The organism is Arhodomonas aquaeolei DSM 8974 (genome assembly GCF_000374645.1).
Lineage (GTDB): Bacteria > Pseudomonadota > Gammaproteobacteria > Nitrococcales > Nitrococcaceae > Arhodomonas > Arhodomonas aquaeolei.
The window spans coordinates 89,130-111,066 of the sequence record NZ_KB894805.1; the positions used below are offsets into that span (position 1 = coordinate 89,130).

The 21,937-nt window shown below is 71.2% G+C and carries 20 protein-coding genes; 10 read left to right on the top strand and 10 right to left on the bottom strand.

Features of this window, described 5'->3' with window-relative positions; translation table 11 throughout:
* Positions 1-94 precede the first annotated feature (94 nt).
* On the bottom strand, positions 95-1,372 hold the full coding sequence (locus tag C516_RS0108280) for an MFS transporter (RefSeq protein ID WP_018717903.1): 1,278 nt from the start codon (positions 1,370-1,372) through the stop codon (positions 95-97).
* 133 nt (positions 1,373-1,505) lie between these two features.
* The gene (locus tag C516_RS0108285; RefSeq protein WP_018717904.1) at positions 1,506-1,889 is read right to left on the bottom strand and encodes a phasin family protein; all 384 of its coding nucleotides are present in this window, start codon (positions 1,887-1,889) and stop codon (positions 1,506-1,508) included.
* A 340-nt stretch (positions 1,890-2,229) separates the two neighbouring features.
* Here C516_RS0108285 and C516_RS0108290 point away from each other — a divergent pair, with 340 nt between their 5' ends.
* Positions 2,230-2,682 carry a GlcG/HbpS family heme-binding protein gene (locus C516_RS0108290; RefSeq protein ID WP_018717905.1) on the top strand — a complete coding sequence of 151 codons (453 nt, stop codon included), beginning with the start codon at positions 2,230-2,232 and terminating at the stop codon, positions 2,680-2,682.
* 33 nt (positions 2,683-2,715) lie between these two features.
* Here C516_RS0108290 and C516_RS0108295 read toward each other — a convergent pair whose 3' ends face one another.
* From C516_RS0108295 to C516_RS0108305, 3 genes are all read right to left on the bottom strand, one after another.
* A complete protein-coding gene (locus C516_RS0108295; RefSeq protein WP_018717906.1) occupies positions 2,716-3,714 on the bottom strand; it encodes a zinc-dependent alcohol dehydrogenase family protein in 999 nt (332 codons plus the stop codon).
* 61 nt (positions 3,715-3,775) lie between these two features.
* Positions 3,776-4,903 (bottom strand): NnrS family protein, encoded by a 1,128-nt coding sequence (locus C516_RS0108300; protein ID WP_018717907.1) that lies wholly within the window; start codon positions 4,901-4,903, stop codon positions 3,776-3,778.
* A 164-nt stretch (positions 4,904-5,067) separates the two neighbouring features.
* The gene (locus tag C516_RS0108305) at positions 5,068-5,430 is read right to left on the bottom strand and encodes a phasin family protein (protein WP_018717908.1); all 363 of its coding nucleotides are present in this window, start codon (positions 5,428-5,430) and stop codon (positions 5,068-5,070) included.
* Between the two features lie 257 nt (positions 5,431-5,687).
* Here C516_RS0108305 and C516_RS0108310 point away from each other — a divergent pair, with 257 nt between their 5' ends.
* The 4 genes from C516_RS0108310 to C516_RS0108325 all read left to right on the top strand — a co-directional run bounded on the left by C516_RS0108310 (position 5,688) and on the right by C516_RS0108325 (position 10,452).
* Positions 5,688-6,245, top strand: coding sequence for a twin-arginine translocation signal domain-containing protein (locus C516_RS0108310; RefSeq protein WP_018717909.1), 558 nt, complete (start codon positions 5,688-5,690; stop codon positions 6,243-6,245).
* Positions 6,242-7,804 carry an FAD-dependent oxidoreductase gene (locus tag C516_RS0108315; RefSeq protein WP_018717910.1) on the top strand — a complete coding sequence of 521 codons (1,563 nt, stop codon included), beginning with the start codon at positions 6,242-6,244 and terminating at the stop codon, positions 7,802-7,804. The genes C516_RS0108310 and C516_RS0108315 overlap by 4 nt, the downstream gene beginning before the upstream one ends.
* 84 nt (positions 7,805-7,888) lie before the next feature.
* The gene (locus tag C516_RS0108320; RefSeq protein ID WP_018717911.1) at positions 7,889-8,302 is read left to right on the top strand and encodes a hypothetical protein; all 414 of its coding nucleotides are present in this window, start codon (positions 7,889-7,891) and stop codon (positions 8,300-8,302) included.
* Positions 8,303-8,451: 149 nt separating this feature from the next.
* Positions 8,452-10,452: a TonB-dependent copper receptor gene (locus tag C516_RS0108325; RefSeq protein WP_018717912.1), complete on the top strand. Its 2,001-nt coding sequence runs from the start codon at positions 8,452-8,454 to the stop codon at positions 10,450-10,452.
* Between the two features lie 81 nt (positions 10,453-10,533).
* Here the strand turns inward: C516_RS0108325 and C516_RS0108330 are convergent, their stop codons facing one another.
* Positions 10,534-11,127 carry a response regulator gene (locus C516_RS0108330; RefSeq protein WP_018717913.1) on the bottom strand — a complete coding sequence of 198 codons (594 nt, stop codon included), beginning with the start codon at positions 11,125-11,127 and terminating at the stop codon, positions 10,534-10,536.
* A complete protein-coding gene (locus C516_RS0108335; RefSeq protein WP_051088206.1) occupies positions 11,120-12,850 on the bottom strand; it encodes a PhnD/SsuA/transferrin family substrate-binding protein in 1,731 nt (576 codons plus the stop codon). Before C516_RS0108335 ends, C516_RS0108330 begins: the two co-directional genes overlap by 8 nt.
* A 138-nt stretch (positions 12,851-12,988) precedes the next feature.
* On the opposite strand from C516_RS0108335, the gene ttrB reads away from it, so the two are divergent.
* The 4 genes from ttrB to C516_RS0108355 all read left to right on the top strand — a co-directional run bounded on the left by ttrB (position 12,989) and on the right by C516_RS0108355 (position 19,279).
* On the top strand, positions 12,989-13,750 hold the full coding sequence (gene ttrB / locus C516_RS0108340) for a tetrathionate reductase subunit TtrB (protein ID WP_018717915.1): 762 nt from the start codon (positions 12,989-12,991) through the stop codon (positions 13,748-13,750).
* A complete protein-coding gene (nrfD, locus tag C516_RS0108345) occupies positions 13,747-14,814 on the top strand; it encodes an NrfD/PsrC family molybdoenzyme membrane anchor subunit (protein WP_018717916.1) in 1,068 nt (355 codons plus the stop codon). Before ttrB ends, nrfD begins: the two co-directional genes overlap by 4 nt.
* Positions 14,807-17,878, top strand: coding sequence for a tetrathionate reductase subunit A (locus C516_RS0108350; RefSeq protein WP_018717917.1), 3,072 nt, complete (start codon positions 14,807-14,809; stop codon positions 17,876-17,878). The genes nrfD and C516_RS0108350 overlap by 8 nt, the downstream gene beginning before the upstream one ends.
* A 114-nt stretch (positions 17,879-17,992) precedes the next feature.
* Entirely contained in the window at positions 17,993-19,279 is a 1,287-nt protein-coding gene (locus C516_RS0108355) for a porin (protein WP_018717918.1), read from the top strand.
* Between the two features lie 33 nt (positions 19,280-19,312).
* Here C516_RS0108355 and C516_RS0108360 read toward each other — a convergent pair whose 3' ends face one another.
* From C516_RS0108360 to C516_RS0108370, 3 genes are read right to left on the bottom strand one after another with little or no spacing between them, the layout of a single operon-like run.
* Positions 19,313-20,290: a c-type cytochrome gene (locus C516_RS0108360; RefSeq protein WP_018717919.1), complete on the bottom strand. Its 978-nt coding sequence runs from the start codon at positions 20,288-20,290 to the stop codon at positions 19,313-19,315.
* A gap of 29 nt (positions 20,291-20,319) precedes the next feature.
* Positions 20,320-20,964 carry a c-type cytochrome gene (locus tag C516_RS0108365; protein WP_156831172.1) on the bottom strand — a complete coding sequence of 215 codons (645 nt, stop codon included), beginning with the start codon at positions 20,962-20,964 and terminating at the stop codon, positions 20,320-20,322.
* Positions 20,965-20,994: 30 nt separating this feature from the next.
* A complete protein-coding gene (locus C516_RS0108370; RefSeq protein WP_018717921.1) occupies positions 20,995-21,324 on the bottom strand; it encodes a TraR/DksA family transcriptional regulator in 330 nt (109 codons plus the stop codon).
* A 327-nt stretch (positions 21,325-21,651) separates the two neighbouring features.
* On the opposite strand from C516_RS0108370, the gene C516_RS0108375 reads away from it, so the two are divergent.
* Positions 21,652-21,894 (top strand): HP1242/YdcH family protein, encoded by a 243-nt coding sequence (locus C516_RS0108375; protein ID WP_018717922.1) that lies wholly within the window; start codon positions 21,652-21,654, stop codon positions 21,892-21,894.
* Positions 21,895-21,937: the final 43 nt, after the last annotated feature.

Below are 21,937 nucleotides of genomic sequence, written 5' to 3' on the forward strand. Positions count from 1 at the left end.
ACTCCGGCATTCTAGCGGGCATGCGCGAGGTCAACTTGATCTGGCGCAAGAGTGCCCGGAAAGGCCCTGCCGCGGTGCCGTTCGGGTGCCCCGGTCAGGCCGTTTGCGCCTGCGGGGCGCGCTCGCGGGTCAGCGCTACCAGGATCGTGCCCGCGATGCTCCAGGCGAGCATCAGCGCGAAGCCCTCGGTATAGGCGTGGAGCGGATAGATGTGCGTCCCGCCGCGGAGCGTGCCGTCCCAGTTCCAGTCAAGCACCACGCCGATCGCCGGTTGCAGCAGCATGGGCGCGATCAGCACGCCGGTATTCACGACACCGCCCACCGTGCCCGCGCACTCCGCCGGCACTGCCTCCCGGGCCTGGGCGAAGCCGATGATGATGCCGCCGGCGGCGAACCCGGCGAGCGCGAGTACCGCGGCGAGAGCCATCGGCGGCAGCGCCGGTATCAGGATGACCGCCGCCCATGCTGCGGCGGATGTGGCGAAGGCGGCGATATACAGGGGGCGGCGGCGGCCGAGCCGGTCCGAAAGGGCGCCGAGCAGCGGGCCGCCGAGGGCCCAGGTCACCAGCAGCAGGGTGCAGTAGCTGGTGGCCTCGGTGCGGCTGAAGCCATAGTGCGTGACCAGGAACGGTACGCCCCACAGCCCGGCGAAGGTCAGCACCGGTCCGGCCAGTCCGCCGGGGGCGAGTGTGAGCAGCCAGGTCTCGCGGTAGCGCAGCACGGTCGCGAGGCTCTCGCGGGCGCCGGGGCCGTCGCCGTGGGCCACCGCGGCGTGGCTGCGATAGCCCGCCGGCGCGGGATCGTCGCGGACCACCCACCAGATCGCGGCGGCGAGTATCGCGGTGCCCACCGCGACCCCGGCCATGACCGGGCGCCAGCCCACCGTGGTGACCGCGGCGGCGAGCGGAACGCCGGCGGATACCGCCCCGATGATCCCCACCAGCAGGGCGCTGCCCATGGCGAACGCGAACTGCCTCGGTGCCATCCAGTGGCTGGCGAGCTTCATGATGCACACGAATGCCACCGCGACGCCGCCCCCCACCACGGCCCGTCCGATCCCGGCGAGCCAGAATTGCGGCGCGAGGGAGAAGAGCAGGCCGCCGGCGGCGGCCGCCACGCTGCCGGCCGTCAGCAGCCGGCGCGGTCCCCAATTGTCCGCCAGAAGTCCGGTTGGGATCTGCATGGCCGCGCAGGTATAGAAGTAGAACGCCGAGAGGTTGCCCAGGCCGGCGGCGCCGATGGCGAAGTCGCTCATGAGCTCGTCGCCCATCACCCCGGTGGCCACGCGCTGAAAGAAGCCCACGAGGTAAAGACACGCCCCGAGTCCCCAGATCAGCCAGGCCAGGCCCGCGGGCGGGTGGCGATGTGTCATGCGCTGCCTCCGTCCAAACCGGCGAGTCTACTGCCGCCGGAGGATGCAGGCCAGAATCATTCGAACGAAAACGGGGGGAGTGCGGGAAGGAAAGGCCGCCGCGGGTGTCTCCCCGCGGCGGCCACACGGACTATCAGCTGGCCTTCTGGCTGCTGGTGGCCTTCTGCGCGGCCTTGGTCGCGTTGGTGACGTTCTGCTGCACGGCCTTCTGGGCCTTCTCCGTGAACTCCTGGTTCAGGGCGACGACCTTCTCCGCATCGCCCTTGAGCCGGTCGGTCACGCTCTGGGCGAGCTTCTGCTGGCTTTCGACATAGTCCTGCACGCCCTTCTGGTCGCGCACGTTGAGCAGCGCGCGCAGCTGCTGCACGCCCATGTCGGTGTAGGCCTTGCCCGCCTCGAACTGCACCTCGGCCAGCTTCTCGAAGTGGTCGAGGGCCATGACCGTCAGGTCGCGCGTCGGGGTGAGGAGGTTCTTCTCGATCTGCTGGTTGAACTGGTCGAAGTTGAGCTGATTCATGGTTATCCACCTCTTTCCTTGTGAGAGCCGTGATCCATTGTGGTTATTCTGACTGGATCGTAGCAGCGGTGGTGATGCGCTGCAACATTTTTGATCGAATGCCTTTTTTATTGCGTAACGTTCCTGTAACGCACTGACTGGCGGTATCTTTGTTTTTATCGGTTCAAAGGTGAATCCATTTCGCGTCGTGTCATCCCGCCTTGTCGGGGGCCCGTTCCCATGGTTCGGTTTCCCTGTGGCCGACGGCTTGGGGTAGGCTGCCGGTGTCCTGATCCAGGACACCAGTCCGGCGTCTCGGCGCCGGGGCGAAGCAATCGATGGATACGGGGAGGACTGCTCAATGGCCGGATTTCACAAGCACCGGACGCTGCTGCCGCTGGAGTCGGCGCGAGTGATCGCCCGCGAAACGCTGAAGGCGGCGCGGGATCGTGACCTCAAGCCCATGACCGTGGTCGTCGTCGACGGCGGAGGGCATCCGGTGGTGGTCGAGCGCGAGGACGGCGCCGGGACCGTGCGCTTCGAGGTCGCCCGCGGCAAGGCGTCGGCCGCTCTGGGCACGGGCGTGGCCAGCGGAGCCCTCGGCGCCGCCAACGCCGAGCGTCCGGCCTTCCTCGCCGCGGTCAGCGGCGTCGCCGACAACGGCGCGGTGCCGGTGGCCGGCGGCGTGCTCGTGCTCGACGGCGAGGGCCTGGTGATCGGCGCCGTCGGCGTCAGCGGTGACGCCTCCGACGCCGACGAGGCCGTGGCGGTGGCCGGCATCGAGGCCGCAGGCCTGGCTGCCAGCGCCTCCTGAAGACGATTCCCGCCCGCTGCTGATCCCGGGACGCTACGGGATCAGCACCGCCGCGCCCTCCAGGTTGCCGTCACGCAGGTCCCGGAGGGCCTGGTTGGCCTCGCCCAGCGGATAGCATTGCACATGGGTCGTCACCGGTACGGCCGGGGCCACGCGCATCAGTGCCTCGCCGTCCGCGCGGGTTAGGTTGGCCACCGAGCGGATGCTGCGCTCCTCCCAGAGGATGCGGTAGGGGAAGGCCGGTATCTCGCTCATGTGGATACCGGCGCACACCACCCGTCCGCCCTTGGCCACGGCACGGAGCGCGGCGGGCACCAGCGATCCCACCGGTGCGAAGATGATCGCCGCATCCAGCGGCTCCGGCGGCGCGTCCGTGGACGTCCCCGCCCACTCGGCGCCGAGACGCCGGGCGAATGCCTGCGCACGGGTATCGCCCTCGCGGGTGAAGGCGAACAGCCGACGGCCCTCGTGGCGCGCGATCTGGGCGACGATGTGCGCGGCCGCGCCGAAGCCGTAGAGGCCCAGCCGCGTACCGTCGCCGGCCATGCGCAGGGCGCGTTGTCCGATGAGCCCGGCGCACAGCAGCGGGGTGGCCTCGGCGTCGCCGTAGGGCTCGGGGATCGGGAAGCAGAAGCGCTCGTCGGCGACGGTGTACTCGGCATAGCCCCCCTGGAGCTGGTAGCCGGTGAAACGGGCGTCGTCGCAGAGGTTCTCCCGGCCGCTGCGGCAGTAATCGCACTTGCCGCAGACGTGGCCGAGCCAGGGCACGCCGATCCGGTCGCCGATGCCGTAGCGCTCTGCGCCCGGACCGACGGCGTCGACGGTGCCGACGATCTCGTGGCCGGGGATCAGGGGCAGGGTGGGGTCGGGCAGGTCGCCGTCGACCACGTGCAGGTCGGTACGGCAGACCGCGCAGGCGCGTACACGCAGGCGGATCTGTCCCGGGCCCGGCTCCGGTACCGGCCACTCCTGCGCCTCCAGAGGCCGGCCCTGTGCCGGCAGCACCATCGCCCTCATGCGCGCTTCGCTCATGGTCACGCCTCCGCTGCGTGGGGATCCGTCCATTGTGGCACAGCCGCCGGCCGGCGCGGCGTCACAGGCGGCGGAACCACCCCGTGGCGAAGGCGGCCCGCCAGCGTTCCCGCGAGAGATTGAACAGCAGCCGGGCGACGAGCACGAAGGCGAGGCTCCACAGGCCGACGGCCACCGGGATCAGCCCCGGGGCGAACTGCGCCAGCGTCGCCACGGCAAGCAGGACCGTCGCGACCGGCAGCAGCCGGATGCCGGCCACACCCTGGCGGGCGCGCTGCAGCGCGATCCGTGCCATCAGGTGCAGGCCGAAGGTGCCCAGGCCGCCGATGAGCAGGACATGAAGCATCGTTCCCGCCCGCAGCGGAGCGGCGACCCACGCAACAGCGAGGCCGAGTAGTCCGGCGCCGGTCCAGGCGTGGGCCGTGATCAGCCCCTGCACGTCCGGCTGGTGTCTCAGCGTCCACGGCCGCCAGCGAAAGACCCGCCACAGTGCCGCCGCCCCCGCCGCGGCGACCGGGACCGCCGCTGACGGCGCATGGTAGGGCAGCAGGACCGCACCGGCGGTGATACCGAGAAGAATGACCGCCTCGGTCGCCGGCTGGACGGCGGCCATGCCGGTGCGCTCCGCCGTGGGCCAGGCACCGCCGGTGGCGGGCGCGACCACCCGTCCGCCAAGGAATACGACCACCGTGCTGGCCAGCAGTGCTGCCTCGACGAGTGTGCTCGGCTGCCAGGCCGGCGGCAGCACGCCGTCCGCCAGGGCCGCGGTCGCGAGAGTGCCGCCCGTGGCGAGCAGGGTCAGTCCGAACAGGGTGCTGTGCCACCGCCTCAGGCCGCCGAGAAAACGGGGTGCGGTCATCAGCGCGATCGCGACGGCAAAGGCGGCGTTGAGCGCCATCGCGGGTTGCGGCCATCCCCAGGCGGCGACGCGGCCCGCGAGCCATAGCCCGGCGAGGGCGGCAGTACCCGCCGTGCCGGGGCCCGCGGGCAGCAGGAAGCCGGCGATCACCGCGAGGAAATAGCCGATGAGGAGCTCGAGCCCGTGGGCCGCCGGCGAGCCCAGCAGCGGCGGCCAGCTGCCGTAGGCCATCGCGAACACGCTGACCGGCACGCTCACGGCGGCGTAGACGGCGGCCAGGGGAAAGAAGACGGTCTGGGGATCGAGGTTGGGCGCGGCCGGGCGGGCCATGGCGGCACTCCTTGCGGGCTCCGTGGCGCGGAGGATGATACACCACGGCCGCCGCGGGGTTGTATCCGGGAGGGGCGGTGCAGCGTCGTCGGGTAGGGGTAGGAAGGCAAAAAAAAGCGCCGGTCGGGGACCGGCGCTTGGGTTCCGTGCGTCAGGCGCGGGCCTTACTTGGTGCCGGCGGCCTGGGAGACGGTCTTGGCGTTCTCCTGAACGGCCTTCTGCGCCTTCTCGGCGAACTCCTGGTTCAGCGCTACGACCTTCTCCGCGTCGCCCTTGACGCGGTCACGGATGGTCTCCGCGGCCTTCTGCTGCTGCTGCCAGTAGCTCTGCACGTCCGAGGCATCCTTGATGTCCATCGCGGAGCGGACCTGCTGGATGCCGAACTCGGTGTACGCCTTGGCGGCGTCGTACTGCACCTCGGAGAGCTTTTCGAAGTGATCCACGGCCATGGTCGCGTAGGCACGCATGGGACCGAGGACGGTCTTCTCGAACTGCTCGGTAAACTGACTGAAGTTCGTGTTCGTCATGATGAGCCTCCTAGGCTTTTGAGTTCACAAGGCCTGATCGAACTCATCAGCCTTGTTGCGATGCAGCGTAGCAAAGCGTTTGACGCGCTGCAACATCGCTTGAGGACCGTCCGTCAGCGACCAGTGGCAGCCCTCGTCCGCGCTCCCGGGCCGTTCCCGGCGGTTGCAATCCCACACGGATCTGTTTTACTCAATAAATATTTATATATAAAACAACATGGCGGTGAGCCGTGTGGGCAAAAACGAGAGGAGCCGAGATGCCGCTGGATCGCCGAACGTTTCTGAAGGGGGCCACCTCCGGGGCCGTGCTGTTCACTGTCGGTGGTGTGCCGGCCTGGCTGACACCCCGCGAGGCCCGGGCGGAGGGCGCCGATCTGCGCACGCTCACGCCGGCCCAGGCCCGGGCCCTGACCGCCTACGGCGAGGTGCTGCTGCCCGGTGCGGACGAGGCGGGTCTGGCGCACTACCTGGATGCACAGCTCTCCGTGGACCCGGCGGAGAGCCTGCTCATGATCCGTTACCTGGACGTGCCCGCGCCGTGGAACGGCTTCTATAGCGGTGTCGCCCATGCCCTCGATGCCCTCGCGCAGCGGCGTCACGACTGCCCCTTCGCCGAGCTGTCCGCCGACGCGGCCCACGATCTCGCCGGCGTGATCGCCGGCGGCGAGGTGGCGGACTGGGCGGGGCCGCCGGCCGGATTCGCGCACTTCGTGCTGCGTGCCGACGCCGTGGACCTGGTATACGGCCGGCCTGAGGGCTTCGACGCCCTGAACGTGCCGTACATGGCCCACATCGACCCGGAGGCGGTGGCATGAAGCGGATGAAGATGGTGGACGCGGTCATCGTCGGCGCCGGTGCCGCGGGGGCCTTCTATGCCCGCCACCTGGCGGAGTCCGGCCGTTCCGTGGCGGTGCTGGAGGCGGGGCCGGGCTGGCAGCACACCGATCTGCAGAGCAGCCTCATCTGGGCCCGCCGCCTGCGCTGGGGGGGAGAGCGGGTGGCGACAACCGGTGAACATCCCTTCGGCTACGGGTTCAACGCCGGCTGGGGCAACGGCGGCGCGGCGACCCATCACTACGGCACCTGGCTGCGCCTGGACGAATCGGACTTCGAGATGCGCAGCCGTTTCGGCCGCGGTCGGGACTGGCCGTTCGACTACGCCACCCTGCGCCCGTACTACGACCGCATCCAGAAGGCCGTCGGCCTGTCCGGGGACGCGGAGGCGGAGATCTGGCGCCCGGCGGGCGATCCCTACCCGATGCCGCCGCTTGCCACCTTCGGTCAGGCCGAGGCCATCCGTCGCGGCTTCGAGGCCATGGGCATGCACACGGCGCCCATGCCCATGGCGATCAACTCCCAGCCCTACGCCGGACGGGCCGCGTGTATCTATGACGGCTGGTGCGACGCCGGCTGCCCGACGGGGGCGCTCTACAACCCGCTGGTCCGCGATGTCCCCGGGGCGCTGGCCGCGGGCGCCGAGATCCGCAACCATGCGAGCGTCATCCGTGTGACCAGCCGCAACGGCCGCGCTACCGGTGTCGAGTACGCGGATGCCGACGGTGAGCGTTGTTTCCAGCCCGAGTCCGTGGTCGTGCTGGCGGCTTCTGCGGTGCACAACCCCGCGATCCTGCTCAACTCCGCCAGCGACGACTGGCCGGACGGCCTTGCCAACCGCAGCGGCCAGGTGGGGCGCGGGTTCATGACCCACTCGGTGGCGGGAATCTACGGCCTGTTCAAGGAGGACACCGAGCCGTTCATGGGGGTGAGCGGCGCCCAGCTGAGCTGCCGCGACGGCTACGGCAAGGACCGGGAGCAGGGCTTCGGCAGCTACCAGTGGCTGATCGCCCCGGCGATGAAGCCGAATGGTCTCCTCGGCATGGCGGTCACCCGGGCGGACCTCTACGGTGACGCCCTGCATGCGTTCATCCGGCGGGCCTCCCACCACATGGCGAACATGCTCGCGATGGGCGAGGACCTCCCCGACCCGGATAACCGGGTCGTGCTTGGCGAGGGGCGTGACGGCTACGGCCGGCGCCCCGCGAAGGTGGTTCACCGGTTCACCGACGACGCCATGGCGGTGCACCGCCACGCCCGTGAGGAGGGGCTCGCGGTGATGCGGGCCGCCGGGGCGGACGAGGCCTGGGCGGGGCCGCTGGGCACGGCGCACATGATGGGTGGCACGCCCATGGGCAGTGATCCTGCGGATTCGGTGGTGGACGGCTACGGGCGCAGCCACGATGTGCCCAATCTCGTGCTGGCGGGCACTGGCCTGTTCCCCACCGCCGGGGCGAACAACCCGACCTACACCATGTATGCCGTGGCGCTGCGGGGCGTCGAGCGACTGATCGACGACTGGGATGCCGTCGCCGCCTGAATTGATCGGGGTCAACTGCCCGGGACCTCCGGCGGGGTAGGGTCGCCATATTTCAGAAAGATATATGGATATTCGGATAACACCGTGACCAACCCCGCCATCCACCGCCTGCACCGGCGCCCCGCCTGGGTGATCGGCCTGTGCCTGCTCATGCTGATGAACATGAGCATGCCGCTGGCCACCGCCCTGGGTGCCGGTGCGGCCGACGATGGCTGGGTCACCATCTGCACCGGTGACGGCTTCCGCCAGGTCCGGCTCGCTACGCTCCTCGCCTCGGACGACGACGGTTCCGCCCCCCAGAGTTGCCCCCTGTGCCCGGACACCCCGGGCTGTCACAGCATGGGTGCCGCCCCGGCACCGCCGCCCGCCGGCGGTGACGGCGGCGGCATCCGCCGGCCTTTCGACGATCCCCGGCCGCCGATTGCCCCGGCGGCCGAGGTGTCTGACTGGCCGGTGCCGTCCCAGGCGCGTCCCCGCGCGCCCCCCGTCCTGTCCTGACCGCGCCGCGGTAACACCGCCCGTGCCGGCCCTCCCACTGCGGACCGCGTCCCCGCAGTGCCGGTGGTGTGGGCCGGTGGTGCCGCGGCGTGTCCGTTTCCAGCGTCAGTAGCGATCCGAAACGCCTGCAGGACAGGAGGCATCCGATCATGCCCGTAACCCGTATCGCCCGCCGCCGCGCGCCCGTGGCCGGCGGCTTTTTCGCGGCCGCCGTCGCCGCGTGTCCGGCCGTCGCGGCCGAGCCCGGAGACACATCCATCACCGTGGAGGACGTCGTCGTCACCGCCCCGATGATGGGCGATCCCTTCACCGTGGTGACCGACCCGCGCCGGCCCCGCCAGCCGGTGCCGGCCCCCGATGGCGGCGCCTATCTCAAGCCGATTCCCGGATTCAGCCTCTCGCGCAAGGGCGGGACCAACGGCGACCCGGCCCTGCGCGGCCTGGGCGGCTCGCGGCTGAACATCGGCGTGAACGACAGCGCCATCCCCGGCGGTTGCCCCCACCGCATGGACCCGCCCACGGCCTACGTGGTGCCGGAGGCCTTCGACCGCATCACCGTGCTCAAGGGGCCGCAGAGCGTGCGCTACGGCGCCAGCGTCGCCGGGACCGTGCGCTTCGAGCGCGACACCGGGCGCTTCGAGGCACCCGGGACCCGGGCCGTGTTCAGTGCGCTCGGTGGCAGCTTCGAGCGCAATGACCAGCTCGTGGACATCACCGCCGGCAATCGCTCCGGCTACCTGCGCGGCATCGCCACCCGTTCGGAGGCCGGGGACTACGAGGACGGCGACGGCGAGACCGTGCACTCGGCGTTCGAGCGCTGGAGCACCACCGCCATCGCCGGCTGGACCCCGGACGCGGACACCCGGGTGGAGCTGACTTACGAGCGCGGTGACGGCGAGGCCGCCTACGCCGACCGGAGTATGGACGGTGCCGCCTTCGATCGCACCGGCGTGAGCCTTCGGGCCACCCGTGAGAACATCTCGCCGCTGATCGCCCGGGTGGAGGCGACGCTCTACCGCAACGAGATCGATCACGTCATGGACAACTACACCCTGCGCGACACCGCGCCGTCGGTGTACCGGGTGATGAACCCCCGCCGGGTGACCCGGGGCGGGCGGATCGAGGCGACCCTGGACCTGTCCGCGGCGACGGCGCTGGTGACCGGCGTGGACTATCAGCACAGCGCCCGCGACGGGCGCATGGCCATGAGCGCCACCGGCGAGCCCGCGCTCGGCGACCGCGAGGACGTCGCCACCTTCCGCCAGACCGGGGTGTTCGGCGAGCTCGCGCACTACCTCGGTGCCCGGGACCGTGTGGTCGTCGGCGCCCGCGCGGACGAGGTCACGGTCACCGCCGACAGGCAGGTCACCATGATGGACCCGGACGGCTACGGCGGTGTCGCCGCGGGCACCGACGACAGCGACACCAACCTCAGCGGCTTCACCCGCTGGGAGCACGAGCTCGCGGCGAGCCCGGCCAGTGTCTATCTCGGCCTCGGTCACGCCCAGCGCTCGCCGGATTTCTGGGAGCGCGACCGCGACTTCCCCCTCGACCCGGAGCGGGCCACACAGCTCGATGCCGGCTGGCAGTACCGCGGCTCACGGCTGACCACCACCGTGGCGCTGTTCTACAGCCGTATCGACGACTACATCCTGATCACGGATGACGGCGATGACGCCCGCAACATCCGGGCACGGACCGTCGGTGGTGAGCTGGACCTGCGCTACGCGCTGACCACGCGCTGGGCGCTGACCGGCACGGTGTCCTACGTCCGCGGCGAGAACCGCACCGACGGCGTGCCCCTGGCGCAGATGCCGCCGCTGGAGGGCACCCTGGGTCTGCGCTACGACGACGGTCCCTGGTCCGGCGGCGTGCTCCTGCGCGGCGTTGCCCGCCAGGACCGTATCGACCCGGGCAGCGGCACCATCTACGGCACGGACATCGGCGAGACCGGCGGCTTCGGCGTGGTGTCCGTGAACGCGGGCTATCGTCCGGGCGAGCGCTGGACGGTCACCGCCGGGGTGGACAACCTGTTCGACCGCACCTACGCCGAGCACCTCGCCTCGGGATCGGCGGACGCCGGTACCCGTACCGGGCGCGTGAACGAGCCCGGGCGCAACGCCTGGGTCAAGCTGACGGCGCGTTTCTGAGCCCGTGAACCGTCGCCGGGACGATGCGACGTCCCGGCGGTGTCCCCGATACCGTGTCATGCGCCGCCCCGCGGGCGGCGTTCAATCGGCGACGCGCTGCCACAGCGCGGCGAGCTCCGCGCTGGAGTGGGCCCCCATCTTGCGCATCGCGGCCGCGCGGTGGACCTCCACGGTGCGCACCGCGACGTGCAGGCGTTCGGCGATGGCCCGGTTGGTGAGCCCGTCGCGGACGAGCCTGGCGACGTGGCGTTCGCGCTCACTCAGCGTCGTCGCCCGCTGCGCCAGTATCCGCACCTCCCACGCCGAGCGCGAGCGCGCCAGCGCTGTGTCCACCGCCGCGATCAGGCGGGTGCCGTTCACCGGTTTCTGGAGGAAGTCCGCCGCGCCCTGCTTCATCTGCTCGACCGCGGTGGGTACGTCCCCGTGGGCGGTGAGTATCACCACGCCCAGGGGGCTGCGGCGCTCCCGCAGCGCCGCGTGCACTGCCGTGCCGTCCATCCGCGGCATGCGCAGGTCCAGGATCACGCAGCCCGCGGCCTCCAGCGTCGCGCCGGCGAGGAAGTCCGTGCCGGCGGACCAGTAGGTCACGCCGTAGCCGTAGCCCTCGAGCAGGAACCGGCACGCATCGCCCGTGGAGGCGTCGTCGTCAACCAGGTGGATGTCCGGCTCAGGCATCGTCGTCTGTCTCCAGGGGGAGTCGCAGGGTGATCTCGGCACCGTCGTCCCGGTTCGCCAGCGCGATGGCGCCGCCCTGGGCCGTCATCAGCCGGCGACAGATGAGCAGGCCCATGCCGAGCCCCTCGGGCCGGGTGCTGCGGAAGCCCACGAAGGGCTCGTCCAGGTGGGCCGCCGGGAAGCCGCCCGCAGCGTCGCGTACCCGGATCATCGCGGTATCGTTCGCCGTCCCCGCCTCGATCCATAGCGGACCGCCGCAGCCGGTAGTGGCGTATGCCTCGATTGCATTGGTCACCAGGTTGCCGAGGACCTGCTCGAGGGCGTGGGGCTCGGCGCACGCGGTCAGCTCCGGCGGCCGGACGTCGACGGACACGGTGACGTCCCGCCGGCGCAGCGGGTGCTCGTGCAGGGCCAGTGCGTGGCGGATCAGCGGCCCCAGCCGAACCGGCCGGTTCGGCGGCGTTTCGCGCCGCAGCGACGCCCGGGTGCGGGCGACCACGGCGGCGCCGCGCTCCGCCTGGTCGTCGATCCGGTGGAGTATCGGCAGCAGGGGATGGGCGGGATCGTCCCGGCGCAGGCGCACGAGGCAGCCCTCGGCGTAGTTGCGGATCGCGGCCAGGGGCTGGTTCAGCTCGTGGGCGAGTTCCGTCGCCATCTCGCCGACCAGGCTCGCGCGCTGTGCCGCGGCCAGCTCGCGCTCCCGCGACTGGAGCCGGGCATGCGTGGCGTGGAGCTGGCGTGCCCGCCGCCGGGCCAGGGCCTGCAGCCAGCAGTGGTGCAGCAGCCCGAGCAGGGCGAACAGGGCGGCGAGCACGACCAGCGCCCGGTTCCTGGCCACCCAGGCGGCGATCTGTTCGGACAGCGGCGGGCGCATCGGGTGGAGCGAGAGCTCGTCGAGCAGCCGCTCGACCCGGGCCTGGGAGACCGGTGCCCCCCAGCGGCCGCCGTCCTCGGCGGGCATGCGCAGAAGCGCCCGGGCCACCGCCGAGTTCAGGGCCTCGGAAGTGCCGGGCAGGGCGGCGAACGACCATGCCGGATAGAGGGCGGTGCTGGTGAGGCAGTCCCCGGCCGTGTCGTGGATCATCAGCGCCCGGAAGTCGGTGCGCGCCACCAGCTCCTCGGCATCCATGCGCTCGAGCAGGCAGGCCGGCGCTATGGCGGCGTCGACGTCGCCCCGCTGCAGGCGCAGGAGCAGGCGGTCCACGGGGTAGCCGAGGAAGCGCAGGTCGTAGGCCTCGCGGGCGTCGATCCCCTGCCGGGCGAGCTCGGCGCGGAGCAGCAGGAAACCGCCGAATGCCCGCGGGTGTACCGCGGCCACCGGCCGGCCGTCGAGGGATTCCGGGTCCCGGTACCGGCTGTCGGCGCGTACCAGCAGTACCGAGCCGGTGGCGTGACGGGCGGAGCCGCGGTCCGCCGGACGCAGGGTCGCCAGCCGCGTGAGGCGGTAGCGTGGTGCCAGCATCCCGTACTGTCCCGGCTGGGTCAGCAGGAAGTCCAGATCGCCGTCGTCCAGTGCCCGTGCCATCCCGTCCAGGTCGAGGGGATGGATCTGGAAGCGTCGCCCTGGCAGTGCGTCCCGGAGGTAGTCCATCGTCGGTGTCCAGCGCTCCAGCGCGCGGCCCTCGCCGCGGTAAGCGAGCACGCCCACGGTCAGCGGCTCCGCCGCGCCCGCCGCCGTGCCCAGCAGCAGCATCACGCCGAACACGAGCCTGGAAATCGCCACAGACGCCTCACCTTCCGTGCGGAAAACCCGGATTGATTGTCCCAGATCAAGCCACACCCGGATATGTGGAAAACCACAATACCGGCGCCGTGCGCGGCGGCACAGCATGATCGCGACATCATCTTTCGGAGCGTGATCATGGACCCAAGCAGACGCGAGTTCCTGCGCCGGGCCGGGGTGCTCACCGCCGGTGCGGCGACGATCCCCCTCAGCGAGGCCCGGGCGGCGATCAACGAGCAGCCGCCACGCCGCGGCGGCGATCCGGAACGCCGCTACGCGATGCTGATCGACCTGCGCCGCTGTATCGGCTGCCAGGCCTGCACCGTGAGCTGCTCGCTGGAGAACCGGCCCCCCATCGGGCAGTTCCGCACCATCGTCCACCAGTACGAGGTGGCGGAGTCCGACGGCGACGGCGTCGCCAGCTTCATGCTCCCGCGGCTGTGCAACCACTGTGACGAGCCGCCGTGCGTGCCGGTCTGCCCGGTGCAGGCGACGTTCCAGCGCCGTGACGGCATCGTGGTCGTGGACAACGAGCGCTGCGTGGGCTGCGGCTACTGCGTGCAGGCCTGCCCCTATGACGCGCGCTTCATCAACCACGAGACCCGTACCGCCGACAAGTGCACCTTCTGCGTCCATCGCCTGGAGGCGGGGCTGCTGCCCGCCTGCGTGGAGAGCTGCGTGGGCGGGGCCCGGGTGATCGGCGACCTGCGCGACCCGGACAGCACCATCAGCCGGATGCTGCGCGAGCACGAGGACGACATCCGCGTGCTCAAGCCGGAGATGGGGACCCGGCCGCACGTGTTCTATCTCGGCATGAACGAGGCCTTCGTCGAGCGCGTGGACGGCCAGCCCGGGCTGTGGTTCCAGCCGGAGCATGCCGCAGAGGAGGCCACGGCATGACGATCACGGAGATCATCGTCCCCGCCCAGGACGTGGCCTGGCTGCCCTGGGCGGTGCAGTACTTCTTCTTCATCGGGCTGAGCACCGCCGCGGCACTGCTGGCGTCGGCGGGCGAGGCGGGCGGCCCGCTGCGGCGGCTGCAGCCGGCGGCGGTGCTGGTCGCCGTCTCCGCCGGGGTGGTCGCGCCGGTGGCGCTGCTCGCTGACCTCCACCAGCCCGGGCGGTTCTGGCACTTCTACGCGCATTTCACGCCATGGTCGTGGATGTCCATCGGCTCGCTGCTGCTGCCGGCCTACGTGGCGGCCCTGCTGGCCTACGCGGTGGCCTGGCAGCACTGGCGCGGCGGGGCGGGGCGGCGGCGCACCGCTCTCGCCCTGGCGGTGGTGCTCGCGGTGCTGGCGCTCGCGGTGCTCGTCTACACCGGCGCCGAGGTCATGATCGTGCGTGCCCGCCTGCTCTGGCACACCTACTGGCTGCCGCTCAACTTCGCGCTCACCGCACTCGTGGGGGCGGTCGGGGCGGTGCTGTTCACCCTGCGCTGGTCCGGCGTCGCCTCCGGGGACGACTACTGGCTGGCGAACCGGGTCCAGCTCGCCGCGCTCGTGGCCACCGCCGCGGCCGCCGTCGGCTGGGCGGTGACCGGCGCGCTCGGCCTCGGCGCCGGCGGCGGGGCGTCGTTCGCCGAGGCGCTGCGCCTCGCCGTCGAGCAGCCGTTCTGGCGGGTGATGTACGCCGGCTCGGCGGCCGTGGGGGGGCTGCTCATCGCGGGGACGGCGCTCGCGCTGCGCCGCCCGGCGCTGCTCGCGCACAGCTGGTGGCTGTCGGTGCCGGCGCTGCTGTGTACCTGGTCGTTCCGCTGGGTCGTGTTCATCAACGTGCAGACGGTGCCCAAGTACGGCGCCGGGCTCTATCCCTACGAGCTGCCTCTGGGCAGCGACGGTCTGCTCGGCATCGTCGCCACCTTCGGCCTGTGGGTCGCCGTCGTGATCATCGTCTCCACCGTCGCCGCCCGCTGGCCCCAGGGTCCGGCGGCGGCCGCTCCCCGGGAGGTCGCTCATGGATAAAACACGCCGCAATCTGCTCAAGGGCGGGCTCGCCGCCGGCGGTCTCGGTGTCTTCGCCGCCGGCTATGCCGGCCCCGCCGTCAACGCCGTGAGGGGGCTCGTCCGCGGTACCGCCGGGGTGCCCACGCAGGACCGCATCGCCGGCAACGCGCTGCCGCCGGAGTGCCGTATCGACCCGGAGACCGGGGCGGTCACCATGGCCGAGGGGCAGGTCGTCAGCCTGACCCAGTGCTTCGGCTGCTGGACGCTGTGCGGCGTCCGCGCCCGTGTGGACACCACGGGCAACCGGATCCTGCGCATCGCGGGCAACCCCTACAATCCGCTCTCCCACGAACGGCCCGAGGACTACACCACACCGGTGCGCGAGGCGTTCGCCCGGCTGGGCGGCGAGTCCGGCCTGGACGGGCGCTCAACGGCCTGCGCCCGCGGCGCCGCCATGCTGGAGCAGCTCACCAGTCCGTACCGTGTCACGCAGCCGCTCAAGCGGGTGGGGCCGCGGGGCGGTGGCCGCTGGCAGACCATCAGCTTCGAGCAGCTCGTCGAGGAGGTGGTCGAGGGCGGCGATCTCTTCGGCGAGGGCCACGTGGACGGGCTGCGCGCGGTACGCGATCTGGATACCCCGGTGGATCCCGAGAGCCCCGAGTACGGCCCCCGGGCGAACCAGCTGCTGTTCACCACCGGCGCCAACGAGGGGCGGGATGCGCTGGTCCGGCGTTTCACCTTCAACGCCTTCGGCAGCCGCAACTACGGCCACCATGGTGCCTACTGCGGCTTCGCCTTCCGCGCCGGCTCCGGCGCCTGGCTCAACGACATGCGCAAGTACGCCCACGTCAAGCCGGACTGGGAGCACGTGCGTTTCGCGCTGTTCATGGGCACGGCGCCGGCGCAGTCCGGCAAGCCGTTCAAGCGCCAGGGCCGGCAGCTCGCGAGCGCCCGGGCCGAGGGCCGGCTGGAGTACGTGGTCGTCTCGCCGGCGCTGCCGAACAGCTCCAGCCTCGCCAGCCAGCCCGGCAATACCTGGCTGCCCATCCGGCCCGGTGGGGATACGGCCCTGGCCATGGCGATGATCCGCTGGATCATCGCCCACGAGCGCTACGACGCCCGTCACCTCGCCCAGCCGGGGCCCGCCGCCATGGCCGCCGCGGGCGAGCCGAGCTGGGGCAACGCGACGCACCTGGTGGTCAGCGAGCCGGGGCATCCGCTGGAGGGCCGGCTGCTGCGCGGCAGCGACCTGGGCTGGCCCGCCGACGGCGACGACGAGGTGTTCGTGGTCGCCGACGCCTCGGACGGCCACTGGCGGGCGCACACCGCCGCCGCGCCGGCGCGGCTGTTCGTGGATACCACCGTGACCGTCGACGGCAGCCCCGTGCGGGTGAAGTCCGCCCTGCAGCGGCTCCGCGAGGAGGCGGAGCGGTTCACGCTGGCGGAGTACAGCGCCGAGTGCGGTGTGCCGGTGGCGGCCATCGAGGCCCTGGCGCGGACATTCACCAGCTACGGCAAGCAGGCGGTGGTGGATGCCCACGGCGGGCTGATGAGCGGCAACGGCTTCTACTCCGCCTTCGCGGTGATGATGCTCAACGCCCTGGTGGGCAACCTCAACGCCCGCGGCGGCACGGCCCTGGCCGGTGGCCACTACCCGGAGTTCGGCCGGGGGCCGCGCTATGACCTCAAGACCTTCCCGGGCATGGTCAAGCCGAAGGGGGTGTTCCTCTCGCGCAGCCGCTTCCCCTACGAAAAGACCAGCGAGTACCGCCGCAAGGTCGAGGCCGGCGAGTCGCCGTATCCGGCGCGGGCGCCGTGGTACCCCTTCTCGCCGCCGATCCTGACCGAGCACCTGGCCTCCGCGCTCGCCGGCTATCCCTATCCGGCCAAGGTCTGGATCAACCACCTGGCGAACCCGCTGTACGGCCAGGCCGGTCTGCGCAGTGCGGTGGCGGAGCGGCTGAAGGACCCGCAGCGCCTGCCGCTGATGGTCGGCGTGGATGCCTTCGTCAACGAGACCAATGCGTTCGCGGACTATATCGTCCCGGACACCATCACCTACGAGAGCTGGGGCTTCACCGCGCCGTGGTCCGGCGTGCGGCGAAAGACGAGCACCGCGCGCTGGCCGGTGGTCGAGCCGCGCACGGCGCGCACCGCCGAGGGCGAGCCGGTGGCGCTGGAGAGCTTTCTGGTGGCGGCCGCCAGGCGCCTGGGGCTGCCGGGCTTCGGCGACGGCGCGATCCCGGACGCCGACGGCGGGCTCCACGGTTTCCACCGCGCGGCGGACTTCTACCTGCGTGCGGTGGCGAACGTCGCCCATGTCGGCGAGCCGGTGCCGGAGGCGGACGACGACGACCTCGCCGTCACCGGCGTCACCCGTCTCGAACCCGATCTCACCGGGATCCTGACGGCCGGCGAATGGCGGCGTGCCGCGTATGTGCTGGCCCGCGGCGGCCGTTTCGGGGCCGAGCCGGAAGGCGACGCCCTGCCGCGCTGGGAACGCGGCCAGTGCCTGTGGAACGAGACCGTGGCGGCGAAGCGCCATGCCGTGACCGGCGAGCGCTTCAGTGGCTGCCCGACGTGGTATCCGGCGCGGCTCGCCGACGGTAGCGATGCGCGCGAGGCGTTCCCGGCGCAGTCGTGGCCGTTTCGGCTGACCGCCTACAAGTCGAACCTGCAGAGCTCGTCGTCCATCGGTTCGCCCCGGTTGCGCCAGGTCCACCCGGAAAACCCCGTCGGCATCAACCGCCGGGACGCCGAGCGGCTCGGCATCGCCAACGGCGAGGCGGTGATGCTGGTGACCCCTGGCGGGCGGGTCTCCGGGGTGGCATTGCTGCGCGACGGCGTCATGCCCGGCGTGCTCGCCGTGGAGCACGGCTACGGCCACCGCGAGCTCGGTGCCCGCGCCCACGTGGTGGATGGCCGGGAGACGCCCCACGACCCGGCGCTCGGCGCCGGCGTCAACCTCAACGACCTCGGCATCGTCGACCCGACCCGCGAGGCACCCAACGGCTGGGTCGACTGGGCCTGCGGCTCGGCGGTGCGGCAGGCGCTGCCCGCGCGGCTGGAACGGGCCACCTGAGGCCCGCCCGGGCCGCAGCGCGGCCCGGGCGGGCGTTACCGCATCACACCGGCACCGGCCGTCCGCCGGTGGCCGCCGTGCGCCAACGATTCATACCTTTCGGAGACCATCACCATGACACACGGTCACACGCGTCTCGCCACCGTCGCCCTCGGTCTGTGCGTCGGCATCGGCTGGGCCGGGCTCGCCCGCTCCGCCAACTGGCTGATGCTGCAGGGCACCGAGCGCGCGGAGAATCCGCCCCTGGCCCGGGTTTGGGGCTTCATCCAGCCGGAATACCAGCGCGACTTCAGCGACAGCGGGCCGGGGGATGCCTACATCCCGCCGAAGCTGATCGGCCCGGGGCTGGACGAGCAGTCCGGCTTCAACATCAAGCGCGCCCGTGTGGGCGTGCGTGGCGCCGCGCACCCGGGGGACCCGCGGATCAACTACTTCGTGCTCGCGGAGTTCGGCAACAACGGCCTCACCAACGGTGGGCGCTACGACAGCTACAGTCCCCAGCTCACCGATGCCAGCGTGACTGTGAACGCCATCGACGGTGCGCGGGTGCGTGCCGGTCTGTTCAAGACACCGGGCTCGGAGGAGGGGATGCAGGGCATCATCGCGCTGCCCTACGTCAACTACACCACCGTCACCAACCAGCTCCTGCTCGAGCGCTTCCCCGAGGCCGGGGAGACGAACGTCCCGCCGCAGTCGACCCCGGACGCGGACATGAACGCCTTCTCCAACCCCGTCGGGGCGTTCCGCGATACGGGCGTGCAGGTCTTCGACGCCTTCGACGCCGGCCGCTGGGAGCACAGCTACGCGGTGATGCTCGGCAACGGCAGCGGCGTGCAGATGGACGAGTCGGACGGTGACGAGGACCTCTATCTCTACTGGTCCTCCGCGTACCTCTTCGACGGTCCCGGCGGCGGCCCTTTCCGGCCGACGCTGAAGTTCTTCGGCTGGTACCAGGGCGGCGAGCGCACGGACGCCTATGACAGCAGCCGGACGCAGGACCGCGTCCGCTACGGTGTCGGCGCGTACTACCTCCGGCGTCCGTTCCGGGTGAGCGCGGAGTTCATGCAGGGCAAGGGCATGATCTTCCAGGGCCAGCACGCTCCGGAGAAGCTGTTCAACGACTATCGCGCTCGCGGCGGCTACATCGAGGGCGCCTACTTCGTCCCCGGCACGCCCTGGGAACTGCAGCTGCGCTACGACGCCTACCGCCGCAACCTCGACCAGCCAACCCGGGCCACCTTCGAGACCTGGACGGCGGGCGTGCAGTACCACTTCACGAAAAAGACCCGGGCCACGCTCAACTATGCGGTACGGGACTTCAGCTCCGAGGCCGCCGGGCCCGACGCCCACCTCGACGGGGTGGGGGACAGGCTTGCGCTGCAGCTCACCGTGCTGTTCTGAGCCGCCGGGGCGCAGTCGCCCCGGCGGCGGCGCTCACTGTGCCTTCGCCCCGGTGCCGATGGTGTGCCCGTCGCGCTCGTCACCGTAGAGGCAGGTGTGGTTGTGCCAGTCGCGGTCGGTGCTGGCGATATCGCCCTCGAAGCGTGGGTCCTGCGGGCGTTCGTGGCTGTTGATATAGGCGGCCACGTCCCACGCCTCCTGGTCGCTGAGTACGCCTTCGGCGGCCGCCGGGTTCGCCTTGCCGAGCGGCATGTTGTACTTGATGAAGGCCGCGGCGGTGTTGATGCGGTGCATGCCGGCGCCCCAGTTGTACGCCTTCGGGCCCCACAGCGGCGGGAAGATCTGGGTGCCGTCGGCGGCGAAGCGGCCGCGGCCGTCGTCGCCGTGGCAGATGGCGCATTCCTTGGTGTAGACGGTCTTGCCGCGGTCGATGCTGTAGCCGCCGTCCGGCTTCGGCACCGCCTTGTAGCCGCGGCCCGGGGCGGCCTTGCCGACGGTCAGGCCCTGGGCCATCCAGAACATGTATGCCTGCATGTCCTTGAGGACCTGGCTGTCCGGCGGCGGTGGATGGCCGGCCTCGGAATCCTGGGCGTTCATGGAGTAGGTGAAGCAACCGCGGATGCGCTCGTCCATGGTGTTCACGTGGTCGTTCTTGCCACGGTATTTCGGGTAGACGGGCCATGCGCCCCACAACGGCGCGGAGTTGGCGACGGTGCCGCCACCGACGTGGCAGTTGGCGCACTCCTGGCCGTTGCCGACGTACTGACCGGCGTTCTTGCGGGTATGGATGAATGCCTCGCGGCCGCGGCGCACGGAGTCGCCGAACGCGCCGTCTGGGATGGCGTCGGGGGAGGGGGCCTGGTGGTAGCCCGCCTCGCCGGCGTCCGGGCTCGGGGCCAGCTCCTTCTGGGCGCGCAGGTCGTCGGCGGCATGGCCGGCACCGGCGGCGAACGTGAGCGCGAGGCCTAGCGCGACGGCGGCCGGGATCGCGGCGTGCATGCGGGTCGTCATGATGGTTCTCCTCTCGGTTCCGCCGGCGCCTACTGCCGGGTGGCGGGCAGCGCGGCGAAGTATTCGGCCACGGCGGCTGCCTGGTCCGCCTCGAGGCGTCCGGCGACAGAGGCCATCAGGCCGTGGGGGTCGTCGTGGCGGTCGCCAGACTGCCAGGCCTCGATCTGGTTGCGCAGGTAGTTCGCGTGTTGGCCGGCGAGTGGCGGGAACACGCTACCCACGCCGCGGCCGTCCGGGCCATGGCAGGTGGTGCAGGCGGGCACGCCCTGCTCCCAGAGGCCGTCCTGGGCGATGCGCCGGCCCTGCGGGTGGTCGCCAGGCGTGCCGCCATCGCCGGCGGGGGGCGCCATCTGCGCGTAGTGCTCGGCGACCGCGGCGATGTCGGCGTCGGATAGCGCCGAGGCGGTCGGCTTCATCACCGCGTTGACGCGGCGGCCGTCGGCGAAGGCGTGGAGCTGGGCGGCCAGGTACTCTGCGGGCAGGCCGGCCAGCCGCGGGTAGCCGGCGGCGGCGTTACCGCCGCCGTCCGCACCGTGGCAGCTCGCGCAGGGCGGGGCGCCGTCGCCATTGCCGCTGCTGGCGACGGTCGCGCCGCGGTCGGCGCCGACCGCGGCCAGGGGAACGGTGAACGCCAGGGCCACAAGGGCCCGGCGCATTCCATGGAATGCGGGCATGGGTCTCTCCTCCTCCGGGATGCGCCTGGGTCAGTCCTGCTCGCTGGCGCAGTCGCTGCACAGCGTGGCGGTGGGCAGTGCCTCCAGCCGATCGGCGGCGATGGGACCGCCGCAGGACTCACAGGTCCCTCCCTGGCCCTGGTCGATGCGGGCGAGGGCGTGGCGGATCTGCTCGACGCGCTCGCGGCTGGTCTGCAGCAGCCGCTCGACGACCTCGTCGTTCTCCAGCTCGATGGCCTGCTCTTCGGTATCGCGGTCGAGGGCGCCGTCGGCGCGGCGGACGTGGCGCTCGTAGCCCTCGATCCGTTCGAGCTCCTCGCGCTCCATGGCCTTCAGTCGGGTCACGCGGTCTTCGCTCATCGGGTAGTCCCTGTTCCGTGGTTGTCGTCGGTTGTCGTCTCCGGCCCCCACCCTCATCGTGGCGGATAGATGATCCGGGTCAAGCGGTCCTGCCGCTGCCGGGCCATGATACTGATCTTCTCAGAGGTCTTGTCTCGTGTCTGAGCGCTCTGGCGCTCCCTTCGGGCTGGACCGTGCGCCGATGGGACTGCGTTGCTCGCCGCTCATGGTGCCGGTTATATCGCGCGCCTGGCGTCTTGCCCCATTGGCGCACGGTCCGGCTGACGCATGACAAGACCTCTGAGAAGATTAGTAATCCCCGAACGGTCACAGCGAGAAGGCGTAACGATGCAGATCGAGAAACACGACCTCGTCCACGAGTTCCCCGAGTTCCGCGAGCGTATCCACGAGCTCAAGATGAACGACCGGCATTTCGCGCGGTTGTTCGACGAGTACCACGAGGTGGATCATGAGGTGCGGCGCATCGAGGAGGGCAACGAGACCCCCTCCGACGACTACGTCGAGGATCGCAAGAAGCGCCGCGTCCAGCTCAAGGACGAACTCTACGCCATGCTCAGCGACGGCCAGTGACCGCCGCGGAGCGGCCCTGCAGGGCCGCTCCGTGCCCGGCCGG

Bases quoted from the DNA above. Each gene is read 5' to 3' on its own strand.
- C516_RS0108330 (WP_018717913.1), bottom strand. From the start codon at position 11,127: ATGCCTGAGCCGGACATCCACCTGGTTGACGACGACGCCTCCACGGGC.
- C516_RS0108310 (WP_018717909.1), top strand. From the start codon at position 5,688: ATGCCGCTGGATCGCCGAACGTTTCTGAAGGGGGCCACCTCCGGGGCC.
- C516_RS0108295 (WP_018717906.1), bottom strand. From the start codon at position 3,714: ATGAGCGAAGCGCGCATGAGGGCGATGGTGCTGCCGGCACAGGGCCGG.
- C516_RS0108365 (WP_156831172.1), bottom strand. From the start codon at position 20,964: ATGCCCGCATTCCATGGAATGCGCCGGGCCCTTGTGGCCCTGGCGTTC.
- C516_RS0108315 (WP_018717910.1), top strand. From the start codon at position 6,242: ATGAAGCGGATGAAGATGGTGGACGCGGTCATCGTCGGCGCCGGTGCC.
- nrfD (WP_018717916.1), top strand. From the start codon at position 13,747: ATGACGATCACGGAGATCATCGTCCCCGCCCAGGACGTGGCCTGGCTG.
- C516_RS0108285 (WP_018717904.1), bottom strand. From the start codon at position 1,889: ATGAATCAGCTCAACTTCGACCAGTTCAACCAGCAGATCGAGAAGAAC.
- C516_RS0108355 (WP_018717918.1), top strand. From the start codon at position 17,993: ATGACACACGGTCACACGCGTCTCGCCACCGTCGCCCTCGGTCTGTGC.
- C516_RS0108360 (WP_018717919.1), bottom strand. From the start codon at position 20,290: ATGACGACCCGCATGCACGCCGCGATCCCGGCCGCCGTCGCGCTAGGC.
- C516_RS0108305 (WP_018717908.1), bottom strand. From the start codon at position 5,430: ATGACGAACACGAACTTCAGTCAGTTTACCGAGCAGTTCGAGAAGACC.
- C516_RS0108280 (WP_018717903.1), bottom strand. From the start codon at position 1,372: ATGACACATCGCCACCCGCCCGCGGGCCTGGCCTGGCTGATCTGGGGA.
- C516_RS0108300 (WP_018717907.1), bottom strand. From the start codon at position 4,903: ATGGCCCGCCCGGCCGCGCCCAACCTCGATCCCCAGACCGTCTTCTTT.
- C516_RS0108290 (WP_018717905.1), top strand. From the start codon at position 2,230: ATGGCCGGATTTCACAAGCACCGGACGCTGCTGCCGCTGGAGTCGGCG.
- C516_RS0108325 (WP_018717912.1), top strand. From the start codon at position 8,452: ATGCCCGTAACCCGTATCGCCCGCCGCCGCGCGCCCGTGGCCGGCGGC.
- ttrB (WP_018717915.1), top strand. From the start codon at position 12,989: ATGGACCCAAGCAGACGCGAGTTCCTGCGCCGGGCCGGGGTGCTCACC.
- C516_RS0108350 (WP_018717917.1), top strand. From the start codon at position 14,807: ATGGATAAAACACGCCGCAATCTGCTCAAGGGCGGGCTCGCCGCCGGC.
- C516_RS0108370 (WP_018717921.1), bottom strand. From the start codon at position 21,324: ATGAGCGAAGACCGCGTGACCCGACTGAAGGCCATGGAGCGCGAGGAG.
- C516_RS0108375 (WP_018717922.1), top strand. From the start codon at position 21,652: ATGCAGATCGAGAAACACGACCTCGTCCACGAGTTCCCCGAGTTCCGC.